This is a genomic window from Propionicimonas sp. (assembly GCF_047606205.1).
In the GTDB taxonomy this organism is placed as follows: Bacteria; Actinomycetota; Actinomycetes; order Propionibacteriales; family Propionibacteriaceae; genus Propionicimonas.
Window position 1 is genome coordinate 1 of sequence record NZ_JASGES010000002.1, and the last position, 17,568, is coordinate 17,568.

The window sequence follows — 17,568 nt, forward strand, 5'->3', positions numbered from 1 at the left end:
GCTCGGGGCGCCGGCCGCCGACCCCGACGGCGGCCGCCACGGCGGTGGCCAGCGGCCCTGCGCCCACCACGAGGACCGAGGCTTCGGCCAGGGGCGCGGTGGTGGTCAGCAGGCCGGTGGTGTCGAGCCGCTGGACCAGCCAGGGCAGCCATTCGGGGTCGAGCCGGGGGAGCAGCGTGGCGAGCTCCTCCGCCGTGCACGGGTGGGCGAGCAACGGCACCGCGTCCGCCAGCCCCCGCGGCACGCCCTCGAGGACGATCGCGGGGTCGTCCAGGCCGACCTGCAGGACCCCGGGTGCGCGCCACACCGCGAGCGCCGGCCGGCCCAGGCGGACCCGGGTGCTGCTGTCGATGGTCACCTGCAGAAGGCTGCGCGCGGCCAGGCCTGCGGGCAAGGGTTCGCAGGGAACGGACAACACCTTGGCGATATTGACAACACCACCCGGGCCGGGACGGCCGGGAAAGCGAAGCGCCGACCCCTCCGGGGGCCGGCGCTTCGCAGGTACTGGATCAGGCCTTGGGCAGGAACCGCGTCAGGTTGGTCCCGCAGACCGGGCACTTCGCCTTGGCGATGCGGGTGCCCTTCTCGTTGACCACGACATCGCCAGTTGCGTCACGGTGGTCCTTGCACTTCACGCAGTAGAACGAACCGCTGTAGGTGTCCTTGGCCACGTTTTTCCTCCTGTAGATCAGCTTCGCCCCCTGATGGGGCTCCGCGGCGGGCTGCCGGTCAGTCTATGCCCCGCACGCCGCCTGCGGCAGCGGTCGGGGGTCCGGCGTGCGAGAGCCCCCAGGCACCGGGATTCCGCTTGCCTTCCCCTGCGAGCGGACCGGCCACTGGGGGCCTCGGCTTCAGAACCTAGTGCCCGCCCAGGCCATGGTCAACTGAGGTGTCTGCGGCGTGTCGTACGGTGACGGCATGGCAGAACCAGAGCTGGAGGTGCGGCGCAGCGCGCGACGCCGGCGCACCTACACGGTGTTCAGGGAGCGGGGCCGGCTGGTGGCTCTGGTGCCGGCGCGGATGACTCCCGCGCAGGTCCGCGAGCTGCTGCCCCCGCTGGTGGAGAAGTTCCTGCGTCGGGAGGCGCAGCGCACCCTGCCGGCGTCCGGTGACGAGCTGGCGGCACGTGCGAGGGACCTGTTCCGTCTCCACCTGGCCGGCCGGACGGGTGCCGAGCTCCCCGCGTTCACGATCCGCTGGGTCGACAACCAGAACCACCGCTGGGGGTCGTGCACCACGGGTGAGGGCAGCATCAGGCTGTCCTCACGGCTGCGTGGCATGCCCACCTGGGTGAGCGACTACGTGATCCTGCACGAGCTCGCCCACCTGTTCGTCCCCGACCACTCGCGCGCCTTCCACGAACTCCTGGCGGACTACCCGCAGGTCGAGCGCGCCCGTGCCTTCCTGCAGGGCTACGAACACGCGGTGAACGCCGAAGGCGGAGGGGAGCCCGATTGAGCACCTGGGAGGTGTCGGTGAAGGGTGTGCTGCGCCGGGAGGGACGGGTGCTGCTCGCTCTCAACGACCGGGACGAGTGGGAGCTGCCCGGTGGTCGGCTCGAAGCGGACGAGAATCCCCATCAGGCACTGGTGCGTGAGTTCGAGGAGGAATCCGGCCTCGCGGTCGAGCCCGGGGCGCTCCTGCTCGTGGAGCCGCTGGAGGTCATACCGGGTCACCGGGTGCTGATCGTGGCCTATGCCTGCGAGGAGGGCGCCGTGGCCGGCCTGCGCATCTCGGCGGAGCACAGGGACCTGGCGTGGTTCGCTCCCGCCGATCTCGGTGCGCTCCGACTACCCCACGTCTATCGCGACGCCATCGGCATGGGCCGCCGGTAGCTCAGGATTTCCTCCCCTGCCTCGTCGCGAGCACCGCGCTCCGGAGCCGGCCCCGGAGCGCGGGTCAGGCGCCGCCGCCCTCCTCGTCGAGGAGCCGGGCGAGTTCGGCGTCGAGGTCGTCGGGGGCGCCGGCGGTGTGGCCGGCGGCTGCGAAGCCGAGCGGGTCGGCCAGATCGGCGGTGGTCGGGAGCAGGTCGGGGTGGTCCCAGGTGGCGTCGCGGGCCTCGGAGCCACGGGCGACCCTGGTCGCCGCCCACAGGTTCGCCGCGTCCCTGGTCCGGCGGGGACGCAGTTCCAGCCCGACCAGTGACTTCAGCGCGGATTCCGCCGGCCCTCCGACCGCGCGGCGGCGTCGCAGCGTCTCGGTCAGTGCGGCCGCCGCGGGCATCCGCGTCCCGGCGACCTGGGCCACGACCTCGTCCACCCAGCCCTCGACGAGGGCGAGCAGAGTCTCCAGGCGCTCGAGCACCTCGCGCTGCTCCTCGGTCACCTGTGGGGCGAACAGCGAGCCGGCCAGCGCCTGGCCGGCGTCCTCGAGCGCCTCGGGGGTCATCGCCGAGCCCAGCTGGCTCTCGATCGCCTGTTCGAGCGCGTCGGGGTCGATGGCGATGTCGCGCGCGTAGTGCTCGACCAGTGCGAGCAGCTGGGGGCCCAGCCAGCCGACCGCCCCGAACAGGCGCTGCCGGGCGACCTCGCGGATGGCGAGGAACAGCAGGATGTCGCCAGGATCGGCTTCGAGGCCCTCGGAGAAGGCGGAGATGTTCACCGGCAGCAGCGCCACCTGCGGCTCGCCGGTCAACGGCAGCCCGATGTCTGCCGCGCTCACCACGGACTGGGCGAGGCTGGCCAGCGACTGGCCCACCTGGGACGCGAACATCCCCGACAGCGCCATCCGCAGCATCGGCTCGACGGATGCCGACTCCCTGGCGTCGACCAGCCCGCGCAGCGCGACCGACAGCTGGCCGGTGACGGGACGGACCAGTTGCTGCCAGGTGGACCAGGTCCGTTCGACCCATTCCGCCCGCGTCCAGGCGGCCGCGGGAGAACTCAGCCGCGGGAAGCCGAGCTCCTCGTCGAGCCACAGGTCCGCGAGCGCGACCGCATCCCTGATCCGGGCGAGTTCGGCGGTGCCGGCGGACGGGTCGGGACCTGCCGCCGCGGTGAGCCGGCGCACCACGTCCTTGGTGAAACCCCAGTTCATGCCGCTCTCGTCGGACTTGCCGAAGCTGGCCATCTGGGTGGCGAACGCTCCCATCATTCCCTGCAGGCGCCCCATCAGGGCCTCCACGTCGAGCCGCCCGTCGGGACCGGGGCTGATCCCGAACTGCGCGAGGAAGCGCAGCAGCGCCTCTTCCTCGCCGTCCGGATCGGGGCGGTCCGGGTTGGCCGGGTCGGTCATGAGCACTCCTCAACTGGCGTGACCTCCATTGTCCCGCACGCGCCAAGCCGTGGCTCCCCGGCAGGGTAGGGTCTTGGGGAGCATGAGCGGCCGCGCGGCCGGAACGGAAGGCGACGTGACGAAGCAGACGTGGACGGCCACGGTGTCGGCCGTGCTGTTCGTCGTCCTCGCCGCGGTGATCGCCCTCGTGCCGGTGCCCTTTGTGCTCTGGTCGCCGGGCGGGACGAGCAATCTGCTGGCGGACGGGGCTGCGACCGAGCCGATCACGATCACCGGCACCAGGACCTACCCGACCACCGGCAGCCTGTTGATGACGACCGTCGCGGTGACGTCGCCGGGGAGCACGCTCAGCCTCCCGGAGGTGCTGTTCTCCTACTGGCTGCCCTCGCGGCAGGTGCTGCCCCGGTCGGCCGTCTACCGCGAGGGCCAGGACCCCTCCAACATCACGCAGGACGAGACGCAGTTGATGACCGACTCCCAGTCCGACGCGGTGGTCGCCGCCCTCCGCGAGGCCGGCATCCCCGTGATCAGCTGGCCGATGGTGGAGTCGGTGACCAGTTCCGGCCCGGCCAACGACATCCTGAAGCCCGGCGACCTGATCCAGGCGGTCGACGGCAGGACGACCACGGCCGTGCAGGACGTCGAGGCCGCGGTCGCCGCGCACCACGTCGGTGAGGCCGTCCTGTTCACCGTCATGCGCGACGGCCAGGTGCAGCGCGAGTCGGTCACCACCAGGGCGACGACGGCGAACCCGGACAAGCCGGTCGTCGGCATCTCGCTGACCACCGGCTACACCTACAAGCCGAGCGTGAAGTTCGCCATCGACCCCGCCGTGGGCGGCTCCAGCGCGGGGCTCATGTTCGCCCTCGCGATCACCGACAAGCTGTCCGACGACGACCTGACCGCGGGCCGGGTGATCGCGGGCACCGGCACGATGGCCGCCGACGGCACCGTGGGTGCGATCGGCGGCGCGCAGGAAAAGGTTGCCGCGGCCGCGCGGGACGGCGCGTCCATCTTCGTGCTGCCCCGCGACAACTGCGTGGACGTCGGCCAGGTGCCGGCGGGCATCCGGCTGGTCCCCGTCGACAGCCTCGACGAGGCGATCACCGCGCTGCGCACGCTGCAGGCCTCCCCGGACGCCAGCTCGGTCGCGGGGTGCTCGTGAACGACGCTCTCGTCGCGGCCCTGGTCGAGGTGGAGCGCCACGTCGGCCGGCTGGGCTGGGACCAGCCCGCCCGGCTGTTCGCCCTCGTCCGCACCGCCGACCTGCTGGCCGCCGAGCCCAGCCTCGCCGCACACCTGTCCGGGGCGACACCGGACGGCTTCAGCTCGATCGAGCAGGAGGACTTCCGGCCCGGCACCGACCTGGCCGAGGCACTCGCCCGGATCACCTGGCCGCCGACCGTCGCCGGTTGCGTCCTCGCCCTGGAGCGGGCCTTCCTTCCCGCGGACGCGGAGGAACAGCTCCCGACCGATCCCGACGAGGCGGCGAGGGTCGTGGCCGCCCATCCGCGGCGGCTGGACCTGCGGGTCGTGGTCGGCGTGACCAGGGATTCCGACCGGTACGGCGTGGCGAGGGTGCGCGGCGAGGACGGCGACCTGCTCTCCGGCGCCGACCTCGTCCCTGCGCTGGCCTCCGCGCTGGCGCATACATTGGAGTGACCCGATGCCGCTGACCCGCCACGCGGCTCGACGAGGAGTGGACACGTGAACGTCTCATCACGGGTGGCTCGACGAGGCCCCCTGCTGCCGACCATCCTGGTGCTGGCCGTGCTGGTCACCGCCTATGTGGTGTTCGCGGAGCTGTGGACGACCAAGCTCTGGTTCGACTCGGTGTCGTTCCCGCAGGTCTTCAGCACCCAGCTGGCCGCGCAGGTGATCCTGTTCGTGACGTTCTTCCTCGTGATGGCGCTGATCGTGGGCGGGAACATGTGGATCGCCTTCCGGGTGCGCCCGCTGACGCGGCGCACCGGCCAGAGCGCGATCCTGGACCGGTACCGCGACCTGCTCGAGGCGAACATCTGGCTGGCGATCCTGGTGCCGGCGGTGTTCCTCGGGCTGGTCTCCGGTGCCTCGGCCGTGGGGCAGTCGCGGGAGTACCTCGCCTGGTGGAACCGCGTCCCGTTCGGCAGCACCGACCCCTACTTCCACCTCGACGTGGGCTTCTACGTCTTCGAGTACCCGATCTGGCAGGACATCCTGTCGTTCGTGATGGGCGCGGTGTTCCTCGGCCTGGTCGCTGCCGCCGCCGTCCACTTCGCCGTCGGCGGGATCGCGTCCGGACGCGGGCGCGGCGGGGGCAACAACGCCGCCCGGATCCACCTCTCCGTCCTGGCCGGCCTGCTCCTGATCGGCTACGGGCTGCAGAACCTGCTCGACCGCTACGGCTTCCTGCTCCAGCAGGGAACCCTCTTCACCGGCCTGCAGTACACCGACGACCACTCCCGGCTCACGGCGAAGGTCGTGATGGCCGTGATCGCCTTCGTGTGCGCGGCGGTGTTCTTCGCGAACGGCTTCCTCAAGCGATGGACGGTGCCGCTGACCGCCCTGGTGCTGATGCTGGTCTCCGGACTGATCCTCGGACTGGTCTATCCGCTGATCGTGCAGAGCTTCCAGGTGAAGCCGAATGAGCCGGTGCTGGAGAGCCCCTACATCGCCAACCACATCACGGCCACCCGGCAGGCCTACGACATCGACGACGTCGAGATCGAGCCGTACACGGCGGAGACCACGGTCAGCTCCGGGCAGCTGAAGGAGGACGCGGAGACGCTGCCGGGCATCCGCCTGATCGATCCCGCCGTGGTGGCGCCGACCTTCGAGAACCAGCAGCAGCTGCGCGGCTGGTACTCCTTCCCGTCCACCCTCGACGTGGACCGCTACGTGATCGACGGCACCGAGACCGACGCGGTGGTGGCTGCGCGCGAGATCAACTACTCCAATCTTCCCGACCAGGCCTGGAACAACCTGCACACCGTCTACACCCACGGCTACGGCCTCGTGGCCGCGTACGGCAACCAGCGCAGTTCGTCCGGCGACCCGGTCTGGATCGAGAAGAACATCCCGCCTGAGGGCGTCCTTCCCGAGTACGAGGGCCGGATCTACTTCGGCGAGAACACCTCCACCTTCGCGATCGTCGGACGCGAGCAGGGCGAGGCGCCGATCGAGTTCGATACCCCCGACGGCGCGAACAACACCTACGCGGGTACCGGTGGTGTCCCGATGGGCGACTGGTTCACCCGGCTGCTCTATGCGACCCACTTCCTCGATCTGAACATCCTGCTGTCGGACCGGGTGAACTCGCAGTCCCGGATCCTGTACGACCGGACGCCGAAGGAGCGCGTGCAGGAGGTGGCGCCCTGGCTGACGCTGGACTCGAACATCTACCCGGCGGTGGTCGATCACCGGCTGGTGTGGATCGTCGACGGCTACACGACGACCCGCAACTACCCCGACAGCGAGGCGGTGAGTATGCGCCAGGCGATCACGGACGCGCAGACCACCCCTGACGCGGGCTCCGACCAGTCGATCAACTACATCCGCAACTCGGTGAAAGCCGTGGTGGATGCGAGCGACGGCACCGTGACGCTCTATGCGTGGGAGCCCGACGACCCGATCCTGCAGACTTACGAGAAGGCCTTCCCCGGTGTGCTGAAGCCGACCTCGGCGATCAGCCCCGACCTGATGGCCCACCTGCGCTACCCGGAGGACCTGTTCAAGGTGCAGCGGCAGCTGCTCACCCGCTACCACATGACCGACACGAATGCCTGGTACCAGCAGTCGGACCTGTGGCAGGTGCCGACCGACCCGGTGGCGACGATGCCGGGGCAGAGCGACACGAGCAAGTCGACCGCTGCGGAGCCCCCCTACTATCTGTCGATCAAGTGGCCGGACGACAAGTCGGCCGTGTTCAGCCAGACCGCCGTCTTCGTGCCGTACGGCAGGCAGAACCTCGCCGCCTACCTGTCGGTGGTCGCCGAGGCGTCCAGTTCCGACTACGGAAAGCTGCGGGTGCTGAGGATGTCGGACACCCAGCAGATCGCCGGCCCCAGCCAGACGGCGAACGCGATGACGACCGACCCGCAGTTCGCGACCCTGATGCGCTCCTACCTCAACCAGGGCTCTGCGACGGCCAAGTACGGCAACCTGCTCACCCTGCCGGTCGGGGGAGGCCTGCTGTACGTGATGCCGATCTACACGATGCGGGAGGCCGGCAGCGGCTCCTACCCCGCGCTCGCCTACGTGGCGGTGCGGTTCGGTGAGCACGTCGGGATCGCCACGACGCTGCAGGAGGCCCTGGACCAGGTGTTCGCCGGCAATGCGGGTGCCAGCACGGGCGAGGACCCCGGGGAGAGCACCCCGCCGACCCAGCCGAGCACCCCGGGCGGGACCTCCACCGACGACCAGGCCGCCGTGGTGGCGCTGCAGAACGCACAGAAGGCGTTCACGGCCGCCGACCAGGCCCTGCGCGACGGCGACCTGGCCGAGTACCAGAAGCAGGTCGAGGTCGCGAAGGCCCAGCTGGCCGACGCCCTGGCGAAGATGGGTGTGAAGTAGCGCGGTGCCGGAGCGGCGCCGGGCTCACCTCGCCAGGACCACCGGCCACCCTTCGGCGAGCAGTTCGTCATGCAGGGACGCGGCGTCGCCGACCACCACGAGGGTGAGGGCGTCGGGCGGGAGCAGTTCCAGCATCGACTGCGTGGCCGACTCCGGGGTGACCAGGGAGAGCGCCTGGAAGTTGGCGTTCACGAACTCGACGTTGACGCCGTCGCGGACGAGTGCGGAGATGCGGTCGGTGATGCCCTGCGCCGTGGAGTAGCGCAGGGGGGCGACTCCCGTGGTGAACGCGACCGCGTCGACGACCTCGGCCGGGGTGATCGGCGCGTCGGTGAGGTCGAGCAGGTCCCGGGCCAGCGACAGGGCGTCGGGGACGACCTCGGTGCGGAACGATCCCTGCAGGCTGAGCAGGCCGCCGTCGCGCATCGGCGTGTTCACGAGGTGGGCGCCGTAGGTGTAGCCCTTCTCTTCGCGCAGGACACGGTTCAGCCGGCTGAGGAACGCCCCGCCGAGCGCGTGGGTGGCGACCTGGACGTCGGCCCAGCGCGGGTCGCCACGGTCGATGCCGAAGCCACCGAGCCGGATGTCGGCCTGGACGGCGCCGGGCCGGTCGATCAGCCAGCACTGGGGGGTGCGCGCCTCGGGGACCTCGTGGCTGAAATAGCCCTCGGCGGGGCTCGTCCACGTGCTGAAGGCGGACGCCGCCTGTCCGAACTCCCGGCCGGACAGGTCCCCGGAGATGATCAGGGTCGCGCCGTCGGGGCGGTAGTGGCGCTCATGGAAGGAGAGCACGTCGCCGTGGGTGATCGCCGAGACGGACTCGGTACTGCCCCCGACCATGCGCGAGCAGCGGTATCGCCGGGGGATGGTGGCGGCGCGGAACCCGAGCGCCGCCCGGTGGGCGGAGTTCGCCAGGGTCTGCTCGATCTCGGCCAGGCGGAGCCTGCGGTGTCGCTCGACGTCGTCGGCTCGCAGTTCGGGCTCGCGGACGGCTTCGGCCAGCAGGTCCAGCGCGGGGCCGAGGTTGCGGGCCGGTACCTCGATCGAGAGCTCGCTTCCCGAGAAGCCCGCGGAGCCGCCGAGCACGGCGCCGATGTCCTCCAGCGCTTCGGCGAAGCTCGGCCCCGGGTGCGTCGCGGTGCCTTCGTCCAGGCAGCGCTGGGTGAGCGTCGCCACTCCCTCCACGTCGACCGGTTCGGTGTTCAGCGGAGCGTCCAGCACCAGCGAGACGGCCGCGACGTGCTGGCCCTCGCGGTGGCACGCCATCAGTTGCATCCCGTTGTCGAGCCACAGCCGGGTGGGGTCGGGGAAGCGCCAGCGCGGCGGTGCCTTGACCTCCGGACGCTGGTCACTTCTCCGCATCGCTGGCCTCCTGCCGGTAGTCGAGCTGAGCCCGTTGTCCGGGCTCGAGGAATGCGCTGGTCGCGTCCACGACCTGGTCGATACTGATCGCGTCCACTTCGGCCAGCCGCTGGTTCACGCGGTCGGGGTCGCCGTGCAGCGTCGCGTAGGCGCCGAGCAGGTCGGCACGGGAGTCGAACCGCGCCAGCTCGGTGAGCCACTCACGCGTGTACTGCGCCTTCGCCCTGGCCAGCTCGGCCTCGGTGGGACCGGTGTCGGCCAGTCGGGCCACCTCGGCGAGCGCCGCCTCCGCAGCCTCGGTTCCGTCCGCCCCGGGGAGGGCGCGCACCTGCGCCACGCCGAAGGAGGTGCCGCCGATCAGGGGCATGGCGGACGCGCCGACACCCGCGGCGACCTGCCGGTTGCGGACGAGTTCCTGGTGCAGCCGGGAGGTCTGGCCGCCGCCCAGCACCGACAGGGCCAGCTCGCAGGCGTCGAAGCCCCACGTGTCCCGCTCGGGGAGGCGCCAGGCGAAGTACGACGCCGCCGCGGGGACGCGTCCGCGCACCTCGCGCTGGACGACCTGGGGCAGCGGCGGCAGGGGGACGGCCGGCGGACGCACCCGGGGGTTCCACGAGGGGATGCGGCCGAACGCCTTCTCGGCCCGCTTGAACGCGTCCTTCGGGGCGATGTCGCCGACGATGGTGAGGACGGCGTTGTCGGGACGGTAGTGGTTGCGGAAGAAGTTCGCCGCCCTCTCCACGGTCGCCGCGTCGATGTCGGCCATCGAGCCGATGGTGGTGTGGCCGTAGGGGTGGTCGGGCCCGAACACCATCTCGACCAGGGCCGGCATCGCGTCCCCGTAGGGGACGTTGTCGTAGCGCTGCCGCTTCTCCTCCTTGACGACCTCCCGCTGGGTCTCCACGCCGGCCTCGGTGAGGTGGTCGGGCAGGGTCGCGAGCCGGTCGGCCTCCATCCACAGGGCGAGATCGAGGGCACCCACCGGCAGCGTCTCGAAGTAGTTGGTGCGGTCGAACCAGGTGGTGGCGTTCACCGATCCGCCGAGCGCCTGGAGGGTGTTCAGGTGCTCCCCGCTGGCGACGTGCTCGGAGCCGGAGAACATCAGGTGCTCGAACAGGTGCGCCCAGCCGTACTCGCCCGGACGCTCGTCCCGCGACCCCACGTCGTACCAGAGGTTCACCGCGGCCAGGGGGACGCTGTGGTCGGGGCTGACCACGACGCGCAACCCGTTGTCGAGGCTGCGCTGGTGGATCGGATAGTTCAGTTCGTCCGGCACGAGATCATCTCACCACATCTCGTGGCGGCGTCCCGACGTGGCAACCGGGCGGGGGGCCGCCGCCCGCTCGGCGGGGCCCGTTCCTGCGCTCCAGGAGACTAGCGGTGCCAGTCCCGTCCACCGGTCCGCACGCGGAGGACGGAGGGCGCTGCGGTGATACCGGTGGCCACGTACAGATCGCCGCGCGGGCCCGCCTCGACCGCCAGCGCACCGGGCAGGTCGAGGGAGGCGAAGACCCGTCCGTGCCGGATCAGCGAGACCCGGCCGGCGAACAGCTCCGTGACGTAGAGCCCGCCACCGCGGGCGAACGCGAGGTTGGTCGCCCCCAGCAGCCCGGACGCCACAGGCACGGCGTGGCCGTTGCGCGGGTTGACCCGGAACACCTTCCCCCGGGCGCCCAACGAAGCGTCCTCGGGCCCGCCGGGGAGCGTGGTCACATACAGGAATCCGTCCGGGCCCACCTCGACATCGGTCGGCACGGACTCGAAGGCGTAGGTGACGCCGACCGCGCAGGCGTCCAGTCCGAACGCGTTCGCGGCCGCCTGGGTGATCACGGCGGGGTGCGGGGGCAGCACGGCGAGGGTGGAGATCTTTCCGGTCCGGCTCACCCTGAACAGGGCGTTGGCGCCGGCGTCCGCAACCACCCAGCCGCCTCGGTAGGCGGCCACGGAGTAGGCGTGGGAGTCGATGCCGCCGGAGTAGCTGACCGGGAAGCCCGCAGCGGAGAGCGTGCCGGCGACGCAGGAGTCGGGGTTGGTCACGCCGTACTGGAGCGCCCCGTCGGGGTTGTGGGCCTTCTCGAAGGCGAGCGTGTCGACCTGGATCGTGCTCTTCCGCCCGTGGACGACGAGAGCGCTGGCCGTGATGGTGGTCTCGTCCTCGGCGACGGAGGTGGTGTAGGCGATCGACCTCCCGTCGCGGGAGCTGGCGATGCCGGACGCGCCGGGCACATCGGCGACCACCGTGGACACCGATCCGTCCGCCTTCACCCTGCCGATCTGTCCGGACCCGTCGGCGACCAGCACGCGTCCGTGCCTGACGTCGAGGTTGAACGGGGCGCCGACCGCGGTGGTGAGTACCGTCGTCGACGGGGTGGTCTTGCGGATGGTGTGGGCGTCTGCCGGGGCGGTGGCCACCAGAGTGGACGCCACGGCGATGGCTGCGACGGCGATCGACACGCGGACTGCGCGCATGGCTGCCTCCTCAGGTCCGAGTGGCGGGATCCGACGGGACGGCCCCGTCGGGATTCATCATCGGCGCGTGGGTCCGGCCACGGTATGGGCAAAGGTTCGGCACAGCCAACCCACAACCGAGGCGGGCTGGCGGGTGTTCCCCGCGGATCAGGGCAGGGGAGGGAATTCCCCGGTGCGCTCGTAGTCGGCCATCATCTCGATCCGGCGCACGTGTCTGGAGGCGCCACTGAAGGGCGTGGTCAGAAAGATGTCGACGAAGCGGGTCATCTCCTCGACGGTGTGCAGGCGCCCCCCGATGGCCACGACGTTCGCGTCGTTGTGCTCCCTGGCCAGCCGCGCCGTCTCCTCCGACCAGGCCAGGGCGGCCCGGACGCCGGCGACCTTGTTGGCGGCCATCTGCTCGCCGTTGCCAGACCCGCCGATCACGACCCCGAGCGCCGCCACACCCGCTGCGCGGTCCGCGGTCACCGCGGCGGCCGCCCGCAGGCAGAAGGTGGGGTAGTCGTCCTCGGGGTCGTAGGCCCGGGGACCGTGGTCGACCGGCTCGTGGCCATGACGGGCCAGCCAGTCCACGAGGTGGTCCCGCAACTCGAGGCCGGCATGGTCGCAGCCGAGGTGAACGCGCATGGCGCCAGTCTCCCACCCGGCGTCGCGCCGGGGGTACGGTCAGGGGTCGGCGCAAGTGGAAAGGGATGACACGTGGGCGAGTTGGGGGACAGGCTCAGGGACGAGGAGGTCGAACTGCGCTTCGACGACTTCACACTCGAGGACGCCTGGCTGCTCGGGGCGCAGATGCGGCAGGCGGCCGCGGTGGAGGAGCTGCCGGTCGTGATCGGCATCGTGCTCGGACCGCAGCGGGCGTTCCACGCGGCCCTGCCCGGCTCGAGCGCGGACAACGACGAGTGGCTGGCCCGCAAGACCAGGGTCGCGCTGCGCTACGGCCAGGCGTCGCTGGCGGTGGGGGAGAGCTTTCGCGAGCGCGGCAAGGACTTCGACGCCGACGCCCGGCTGGATCCGGGCGAGTACGCCGCCCACGGCGGGGTGGTGCCGCTACGGCTGCAGGGCGGAACGGTGGTCGGCGCGGTCGGCGTGTCCGGTCTCCCGCAGCTCGACGACCACTCGTTCGTGGTCGGCCAGCTGAGACGGTACCTCGCGACTGCCGCCGCGTCGGCCTGATCCGGGCGAGCCGGCGCCGGCTACTTCGGGGGTAGGGTCGCGACGTAGGCGCGCGCCCTGGCGATCCAGCCGTGGAGGTCGGCGTCGTCGTCGACGGCGTCCAGCGCGACCAGCACCCAGCCGGCCAGGTCCCTGCCACGCATCCGGAAGGGCTGCACGGACCGCCCGTCGACCAGTTCGGACGCGAGCGCTGGGTCGATCCGCAGCATCAGTCCGCCGCGGCTGCTGGCCGCGGCGGTGAGGTGCCCGTCGACCATGAAGCCGATCCCACCGAACATCCGCTGCTCTGTGACACCGTCCACGAAGGACAGCGCGGCCCGGATCCGTCCGGCGAGCTCAGCGTCGAAGGCCATGCCCGAGGGTAGCGCGCGCTCAGGACAGGAACGCCCGCAGCCCGCCCAGTACCCGGTCGACGTCGTCGTCGGTGCTGTAGGGCGCGAGACCGAGGCGCAGGCCGCCGTCGTCGTCGAGGGCGAGCCTTCGGAACGGCTCGTAGGCGTAGAACGATCCGGCCGGGGCGAGGACGTCGCGTGCGGCGAGGAAGCGGGCCGCGTCGGCGGTGCGGCGCCCCGGCAGGCTGAGCAGCAGGGTCGGGGTGCGGTCAGCGGCCAGGGAGTGGACCAGCACCGCGTCCCCGAGGCCGCGCAGGCCGTCCTGGATCCGTTCCCGCAGCCGCACCTCGTGCGCCTCGGTCGCGGCCCATGCCTGGCGGAGGCGCTCCCGTCGGGTGGGCGCGTTCTGGTCGGCGATGCCGGCGAGGAAGTCCACCGCGGCGGCCACGCCGGCCAGCTGCTCGTAGGGCAGCGTGCCCAGCTCGAACCGCTCGGGGACCGCCTCGGTGGAGGGCAGCAATTTGTCGGGGTGGAGGCTCTCCAGGAGGTCGGGGGCTGCGGCGAGGACGCCGCAGTGCGGGCCGAGGAACTTGTAGGGCGAGCACACGAAGAAGTCCGCGCCCAGCGCGGGGACGTCGACGAACCCGTGCGCCGCGTAGTGCACGCCGTCCACCCACACCTGTGCGCCGACCGCGTGGGCGGCGTCGGCGATGGCGCGCACCGGGGGACGCGTCCCGATCAGGTTCGACGCCGCCGTGAGCGCGACCAGGCGGGTTCTCGGGGTCAGGGCCGCTCCGACGCTGTCCTCGTCGAGCTCACCGGTGGCGGGGTCGAAGTCGATCCAGCGCAGGGTCAGCCCCGCCCGCTCGGCCGCCTGTACCCAGGGCCGCACGTTGGCGTCATGGTCGAGGCGGCTGACCACCACCTCCTCGCCCGGACGCCAGTCCTTGGCGATGGCGCGGGACAGGTCGTAGGTGAGCTGGGTGGCGCTGCGGCCGTGGACGATGCCGTGAGCGGGAACGCCGAGCAGGTCGGAGCAGGCGGACCGGAAGGCGGCGACGGCCGCGTCCGCGTTGGCCTCCGAGACCGCGAGGGTGCCGCGATTCGACAGCGGAGCGGTGAGGACTGTGGCGATGGCCTCGCCCACCTCGCGCGGAGTCTGGGTGCCGCCGGGCCCGTCGAAGTGCGCGACTCCCGAGCGCAGCGACGGGAAGTGCGTGCGCAACTCGTCCACGTCGTAGGTCATCGGTGGATCCTCCGGTTTCCTCGCTCGGCCCTCGCGGAGTCTATTCCGGGGCCATGATGTGGCCATGACCGATGTCGTCCGGCGGGCCGTCGACGCGCTGCGGGAGGCGGGTGCCCGGTGTGAGCCGGGACTGAGCGACGCGGAGCTCGCCCGGGTGCAGGCGCGTTGGGGCCTGGAGTTCTGCGCCGATCACGCCGAGTTCCTGCAGCGGGCGCTGCCGGTCGGCCCGGGGTGGGTCGACTGGCGCGGGGACGCGGACGGGGTGGTTCGCGAGCGGCTGGCGATGCCGGTGGCGGGGCTGCTCTACGACGTCTCCCACAACGGCTTCTGGCCCAGGTCGTGGGGGCCGCGTCCGGAGGACTCCGGCGAGGCGGAGGAACGGGCGGCGGTGCGGCTCGCGGCGTGGCCGGTGCTGGTGCCGCTGTACGGGCACCGCTACCTTCCGCCGGGCCGGTACCCGTCGCCGGCGCCGGTGCTGTCGGTCGTACAGAGCGACGTCATCCACTACGGACGCGACCTGTTGGCCTGGGTCGAGCGCGAGTTCCTCGGCGTGCCGCTGCCCGAACAGCCAGCGGCCCCGGAGGTCCCGTTCTGGTCGCGGCTCGCCGGCGGCAGCGCGGTGTGCGACCTCTGAGCGGTGTGGCGGGCGTCAGCCCCGGTGCCACGCATTGAGCGCCGCGATGACGCTGTCGACCGCCCGGGTGTAGCTCGCCTCGGTGTCGAGCGGGATCCGGAAGGCGCCGGCGTTCTCCAGGCTGAGGAAGCCGTGCAGCACGGAGCGGAGGAGTCGCGTGGCGTGGACGGCGTCGTCGCCGGCGAGGCGGTAGCCGGCCAGGATCGAGTAGATGACCTCGAGGCTCGCGGCGCTCGCCCGCTCGTCGTCGACATCGCCAGGTTGGGGTGCGCGGACGGTGAGCGGGTACTGGGCCGGGTGCTGCAGGGCCCAGTCGCGGTAGGCGGCCGCCACCGCGTGGAGCGCGTCGTCGCGCGAGCGCCCGATCGCCGCCCTGGCGAGCGCGTCGGCGAGCGCGGTCTTCGCCCTGATCATGAGGCTGCGGCGGAGATCGTCGGCTCCCGCGACGTGCTTGTACAAGGACGGCGTCCGGACACCGAGGCTCCTGGCGAGCGCGGCGAGAGTCAGTTCGGTGGACCGGTCCTGCTCGAGGAGTTCGGCCGCGCGTTCCACGACCGCCTGGGTGGTGAGGCCCGCCCTAGCCACGACCATGCCGTCCGAGGAAGGTGAGAACCGCTTCCGTGGTGACCTGCGGTTGCTGCGACTGGGGATAGTGGCCGGCCTCGGCCACCATGGCCACGTCGCCGTGCAGGGTGTCGGCGATCCAGCGCGCCTCGGCGGGGGGATCGGCGAAGTCGGGATCGTTCTCGCCCATGACGACCAGCACGGGGACGTCGACCTCGCCGAGGCGTGCCTCGGCCCGGGCGTGGTCGGCCTCGCGGGCGGTTCGGGAGAAGGCCCGTCGGTGGCCGGGGCGCCGCATCGCGGTGAGGACGGCGGCCCGGTAGTCGTCGAAGTCGTCCGGCTTGCGCCCCGCGTAGAGCGAGGGTAGGTAGGCGCCCCACACGGCGGCCACCCACGGCGTCGCGGTCATGACCCGGAACATCACCCGGAGCGGCGCTGCGGTGGGCGGATTGCGCACGAACGGCCCGATGAGGACGAGACCGGAGACCCGGTCTGGATGATCGGCCGCGACGATCACGCCGGCACCTGCGGCGAGCGAGTTCCCGACGATGACGGCCGGGCCGCCGAGCTCGGCGATCAGCGCCGCCACGTCGGATGCCGTCTCGGGGTCGCCGTACGCACCGAAGGTGGTGTCGCTGTCGCCATGGCCCCGCAGGTCGGTGGAGGCGACCGTGTAGCCAGCCTCGACGAGGGCCGGGGCGAGGAAGCGGTAGGAGGAGCGGAGGTCTGCCATCCCGGGCACCAGAACGACCAGCGGGCCGCTGCCGCGGAGTTCGTAGGCGATCCGTCCGTCGTGGCGTTGCAGGTAGCGGGTGGCTGCGGGTACCCGGTCCGGAGTCGGCGTCATGTGGCTATGCTAAGTAGCCGCAAAGCTAATAGCAATAGCCAGACGGCCGCACCGCCCCGGGTCTGGCGGGGGTCAGTGCCGGCAGTGACTGTCGTGCCGAGTTCGTTCGTGACCGGCACCACCTCGCGCTGCGAGGGTTGGAAGCACGACCTGGAAGGGTCAGCCCGCTCGCGGTGGCACCGACGAGCATCACGGGAGAATTCGGTGACCGGGCCGAGGGCAAACGTGGGATCGTGGAATGTGGCTCGCCCGGAGAGTGTCCTGAAGCGGTTTCTCGTATCGCTCGTGCTTCTGCCGTTGCTCGCTGCCTGTTCTTCGGCGGGAATGCCTCAGGCCGGCCCGAATGCCGGTGAAGCGTCCCTGACCCAGGACGAGGTCACGGAAGCAGTGGCACTGGCCAGGCAGGTGATCGCAGACCAGGGCGCGACGGTGTCGGCTGCCTCTGCCATCGCCCGTGCGGGAACGACCGAGGACTCCAACACCGGTTATCCGTGCACGTCTGGCCGGGAACTGCTGATCAAGGTGATCGGCACGTTTCCGCACACGGTGACGACGGGGGCCGGCGGTCCGACGGGAAGTCCCGCATCAGACTCCACGGTTCGGGCCATGATCATCACCGCCGACGCCGCGTCGGGACGTGCGTGCCTGATCACCGCGCAGACCGGCGACGGCGCGGCAGAGCCCCTGCCCGGCGGCACGACCCTCTCGATCCGTTAGCCCGCCCACCGCCGTCCGATGCGCGGTGGCGGTCACGGTTGGGACCAGGCGAGGTCAACGACGAAGGGTCATCGGCGACAGGTCCGTCAGCCCGGAGGAACTCGGGTCAGCGGTGAACCCGCGATCTGCTCCACCCGAGCACGCACAGCCGGCGCAATCTCCATTGCCTCGCCCGGATCGACTCCGGTCACGGCGATCAGCAGCCTGGAAGGCGAGTGTCGGTGACCCTGACGGTAACGGACCCCGGGAAGGCCAAGAGGCTCTGGCTGGTTACTCCAGTCAGAGCCTCTTTCTCGTAGCGGGGATAGTGTTCTGGCTCAGGACATGCAGGACAGATGTCTCAAGACATGCAGGACGGGTCGGTATCAACTGATTGAGGACGGCTGAACCTGCGGTGTTGGCTGGGTCATGTCGAAAGCACGTCTGGTCATCA

Annotated in this window: 19 protein-coding genes; 8 read left to right on the plus strand and 11 right to left on the minus strand. The window is 71.3% G+C overall.

Annotated features, from left to right (window positions below; all coding sequences use genetic code 11):
- Together QM633_RS00055 and QM633_RS00060 are read right to left on the minus strand one after the other, a co-directional pair.
- Nucleotides 1-358, minus strand: a 358-nt coding sequence (locus tag QM633_RS00055) for a hypothetical protein (RefSeq protein ID WP_415151675.1), incomplete at its 3' end; no start/stop codon positions are given.
- A gap of 151 nt (nucleotides 359-509) precedes the next feature.
- A complete protein-coding gene (locus QM633_RS00060; protein ID WP_300150377.1) occupies nucleotides 510-671 on the minus strand; it encodes a DUF5679 domain-containing protein in 162 nt (53 codons plus the stop codon).
- A 247-nt stretch (nucleotides 672-918) separates the two neighbouring features.
- Here QM633_RS00060 and QM633_RS00065 point away from each other — a divergent pair, with 247 nt between their 5' ends.
- A complete protein-coding gene (locus QM633_RS00065; protein ID WP_415151676.1) occupies nucleotides 919-1,458 on the plus strand; it encodes a M48 family metallopeptidase in 540 nt (179 codons plus the stop codon).
- The gene (locus QM633_RS00070; protein ID WP_415151677.1) at nucleotides 1,455-1,835 is read left to right on the plus strand and encodes an NUDIX domain-containing protein; all 381 of its coding nucleotides are present in this window, start codon (nucleotides 1,455-1,457) and stop codon (nucleotides 1,833-1,835) included. Before QM633_RS00065 ends, QM633_RS00070 begins: the two co-directional genes overlap by 4 nt.
- Before the next feature lie 64 nt (nucleotides 1,836-1,899).
- Here the strand turns inward: QM633_RS00070 and QM633_RS00075 are convergent, their stop codons facing one another.
- Nucleotides 1,900-3,234 carry a zinc-dependent metalloprotease gene (locus QM633_RS00075; RefSeq protein ID WP_415151678.1) on the minus strand — a complete coding sequence of 445 codons (1,335 nt, stop codon included), beginning with the start codon at nucleotides 3,232-3,234 and terminating at the stop codon, nucleotides 1,900-1,902.
- 115 nt (nucleotides 3,235-3,349) lie between these two features.
- On the opposite strand from QM633_RS00075, the gene QM633_RS00080 reads away from it, so the two are divergent.
- From QM633_RS00080 to QM633_RS00090, 3 genes are read left to right on the plus strand one after another with little or no spacing between them, the layout of a single operon-like run.
- Nucleotides 3,350-4,399 (plus strand): PDZ domain-containing protein, encoded by a 1,050-nt coding sequence (locus tag QM633_RS00080; protein ID WP_415151679.1) that lies wholly within the window; start codon nucleotides 3,350-3,352, stop codon nucleotides 4,397-4,399.
- Entirely contained in the window at nucleotides 4,396-4,896 is a 501-nt protein-coding gene (locus QM633_RS00085; RefSeq protein ID WP_415151680.1) for a PPA1309 family protein, read from the plus strand. The genes QM633_RS00080 and QM633_RS00085 overlap by 4 nt, the downstream gene beginning before the upstream one ends.
- Nucleotides 4,897-4,941: 45 nt before the next feature.
- Nucleotides 4,942-7,788 (plus strand): UPF0182 family protein, encoded by a 2,847-nt coding sequence (locus QM633_RS00090; RefSeq protein ID WP_415151681.1) that lies wholly within the window; start codon nucleotides 4,942-4,944, stop codon nucleotides 7,786-7,788.
- A 24-nt stretch (nucleotides 7,789-7,812) separates the two neighbouring features.
- Here the strand turns inward: QM633_RS00090 and QM633_RS00095 are convergent, their stop codons facing one another.
- The 4 genes from QM633_RS00095 to QM633_RS00110 all read right to left on the minus strand — a co-directional run bounded on the left by QM633_RS00095 (nucleotide 7,813) and on the right by QM633_RS00110 (nucleotide 12,246).
- On the minus strand, nucleotides 7,813-9,150 hold the full coding sequence (locus QM633_RS00095) for a M16 family metallopeptidase (protein ID WP_415151682.1): 1,338 nt from the start codon (nucleotides 9,148-9,150) through the stop codon (nucleotides 7,813-7,815).
- Nucleotides 9,137-10,426, minus strand: coding sequence for a M16 family metallopeptidase (locus QM633_RS00100; protein WP_415151683.1), 1,290 nt, complete (start codon nucleotides 10,424-10,426; stop codon nucleotides 9,137-9,139). Before QM633_RS00100 ends, QM633_RS00095 begins: the two co-directional genes overlap by 14 nt.
- A gap of 98 nt (nucleotides 10,427-10,524) precedes the next feature.
- The gene (locus QM633_RS00105) at nucleotides 10,525-11,619 is read right to left on the minus strand and encodes a ScyD/ScyE family protein (protein WP_415151684.1); all 1,095 of its coding nucleotides are present in this window, start codon (nucleotides 11,617-11,619) and stop codon (nucleotides 10,525-10,527) included.
- A 147-nt stretch (nucleotides 11,620-11,766) separates the two neighbouring features.
- Nucleotides 11,767-12,246 (minus strand): ribose-5-phosphate isomerase, encoded by a 480-nt coding sequence (locus tag QM633_RS00110; protein ID WP_415151685.1) that lies wholly within the window; start codon nucleotides 12,244-12,246, stop codon nucleotides 11,767-11,769.
- A 72-nt stretch (nucleotides 12,247-12,318) separates the two neighbouring features.
- Between QM633_RS00110 and QM633_RS00115 the strand changes: the two genes are divergently transcribed.
- Complete coding sequence (locus tag QM633_RS00115; protein WP_415151686.1) at nucleotides 12,319-12,795, plus strand: heme-degrading domain-containing protein; 477 nt, start codon at nucleotides 12,319-12,321, stop codon at nucleotides 12,793-12,795.
- Nucleotides 12,796-12,815: 20 nt separating this feature from the next.
- Here the strand turns inward: QM633_RS00115 and QM633_RS00120 are convergent, their stop codons facing one another.
- Both QM633_RS00120 and QM633_RS00125 read right to left on the minus strand, forming a co-directional pair.
- The gene (locus tag QM633_RS00120; protein ID WP_415151687.1) at nucleotides 12,816-13,148 is read right to left on the minus strand and encodes a TfoX/Sxy family protein; all 333 of its coding nucleotides are present in this window, start codon (nucleotides 13,146-13,148) and stop codon (nucleotides 12,816-12,818) included.
- 19 nt (nucleotides 13,149-13,167) lie between these two features.
- A complete protein-coding gene (locus QM633_RS00125; RefSeq protein ID WP_415151688.1) occupies nucleotides 13,168-14,373 on the minus strand; it encodes a cysteine desulfurase-like protein in 1,206 nt (401 codons plus the stop codon).
- A gap of 64 nt (nucleotides 14,374-14,437) precedes the next feature.
- Between QM633_RS00125 and QM633_RS00130 the strand changes: the two genes are divergently transcribed.
- On the plus strand, nucleotides 14,438-15,007 hold the full coding sequence (locus QM633_RS00130; protein ID WP_415151689.1) for a hypothetical protein: 570 nt from the start codon (nucleotides 14,438-14,440) through the stop codon (nucleotides 15,005-15,007).
- Nucleotides 15,008-15,022: 15 nt separating this feature from the next.
- Here QM633_RS00130 and QM633_RS00135 read toward each other — a convergent pair whose 3' ends face one another.
- Both QM633_RS00135 and QM633_RS00140 read right to left on the minus strand, forming a co-directional pair.
- On the minus strand, nucleotides 15,023-15,598 hold the full coding sequence (locus QM633_RS00135) for a TetR/AcrR family transcriptional regulator (protein WP_415151690.1): 576 nt from the start codon (nucleotides 15,596-15,598) through the stop codon (nucleotides 15,023-15,025).
- Entirely contained in the window at nucleotides 15,585-16,418 is an 834-nt protein-coding gene (locus QM633_RS00140) for an alpha/beta fold hydrolase (protein WP_415151691.1), read from the minus strand. Before QM633_RS00140 ends, QM633_RS00135 begins: the two co-directional genes overlap by 14 nt.
- A 204-nt stretch (nucleotides 16,419-16,622) precedes the next feature.
- On the opposite strand from QM633_RS00140, the gene QM633_RS00145 reads away from it, so the two are divergent.
- On the plus strand, nucleotides 16,623-17,135 hold the full coding sequence (locus QM633_RS00145; protein WP_415151692.1) for a hypothetical protein: 513 nt from the start codon (nucleotides 16,623-16,625) through the stop codon (nucleotides 17,133-17,135).
- Nucleotides 17,136-17,568: the final 433 nt, after the last annotated feature.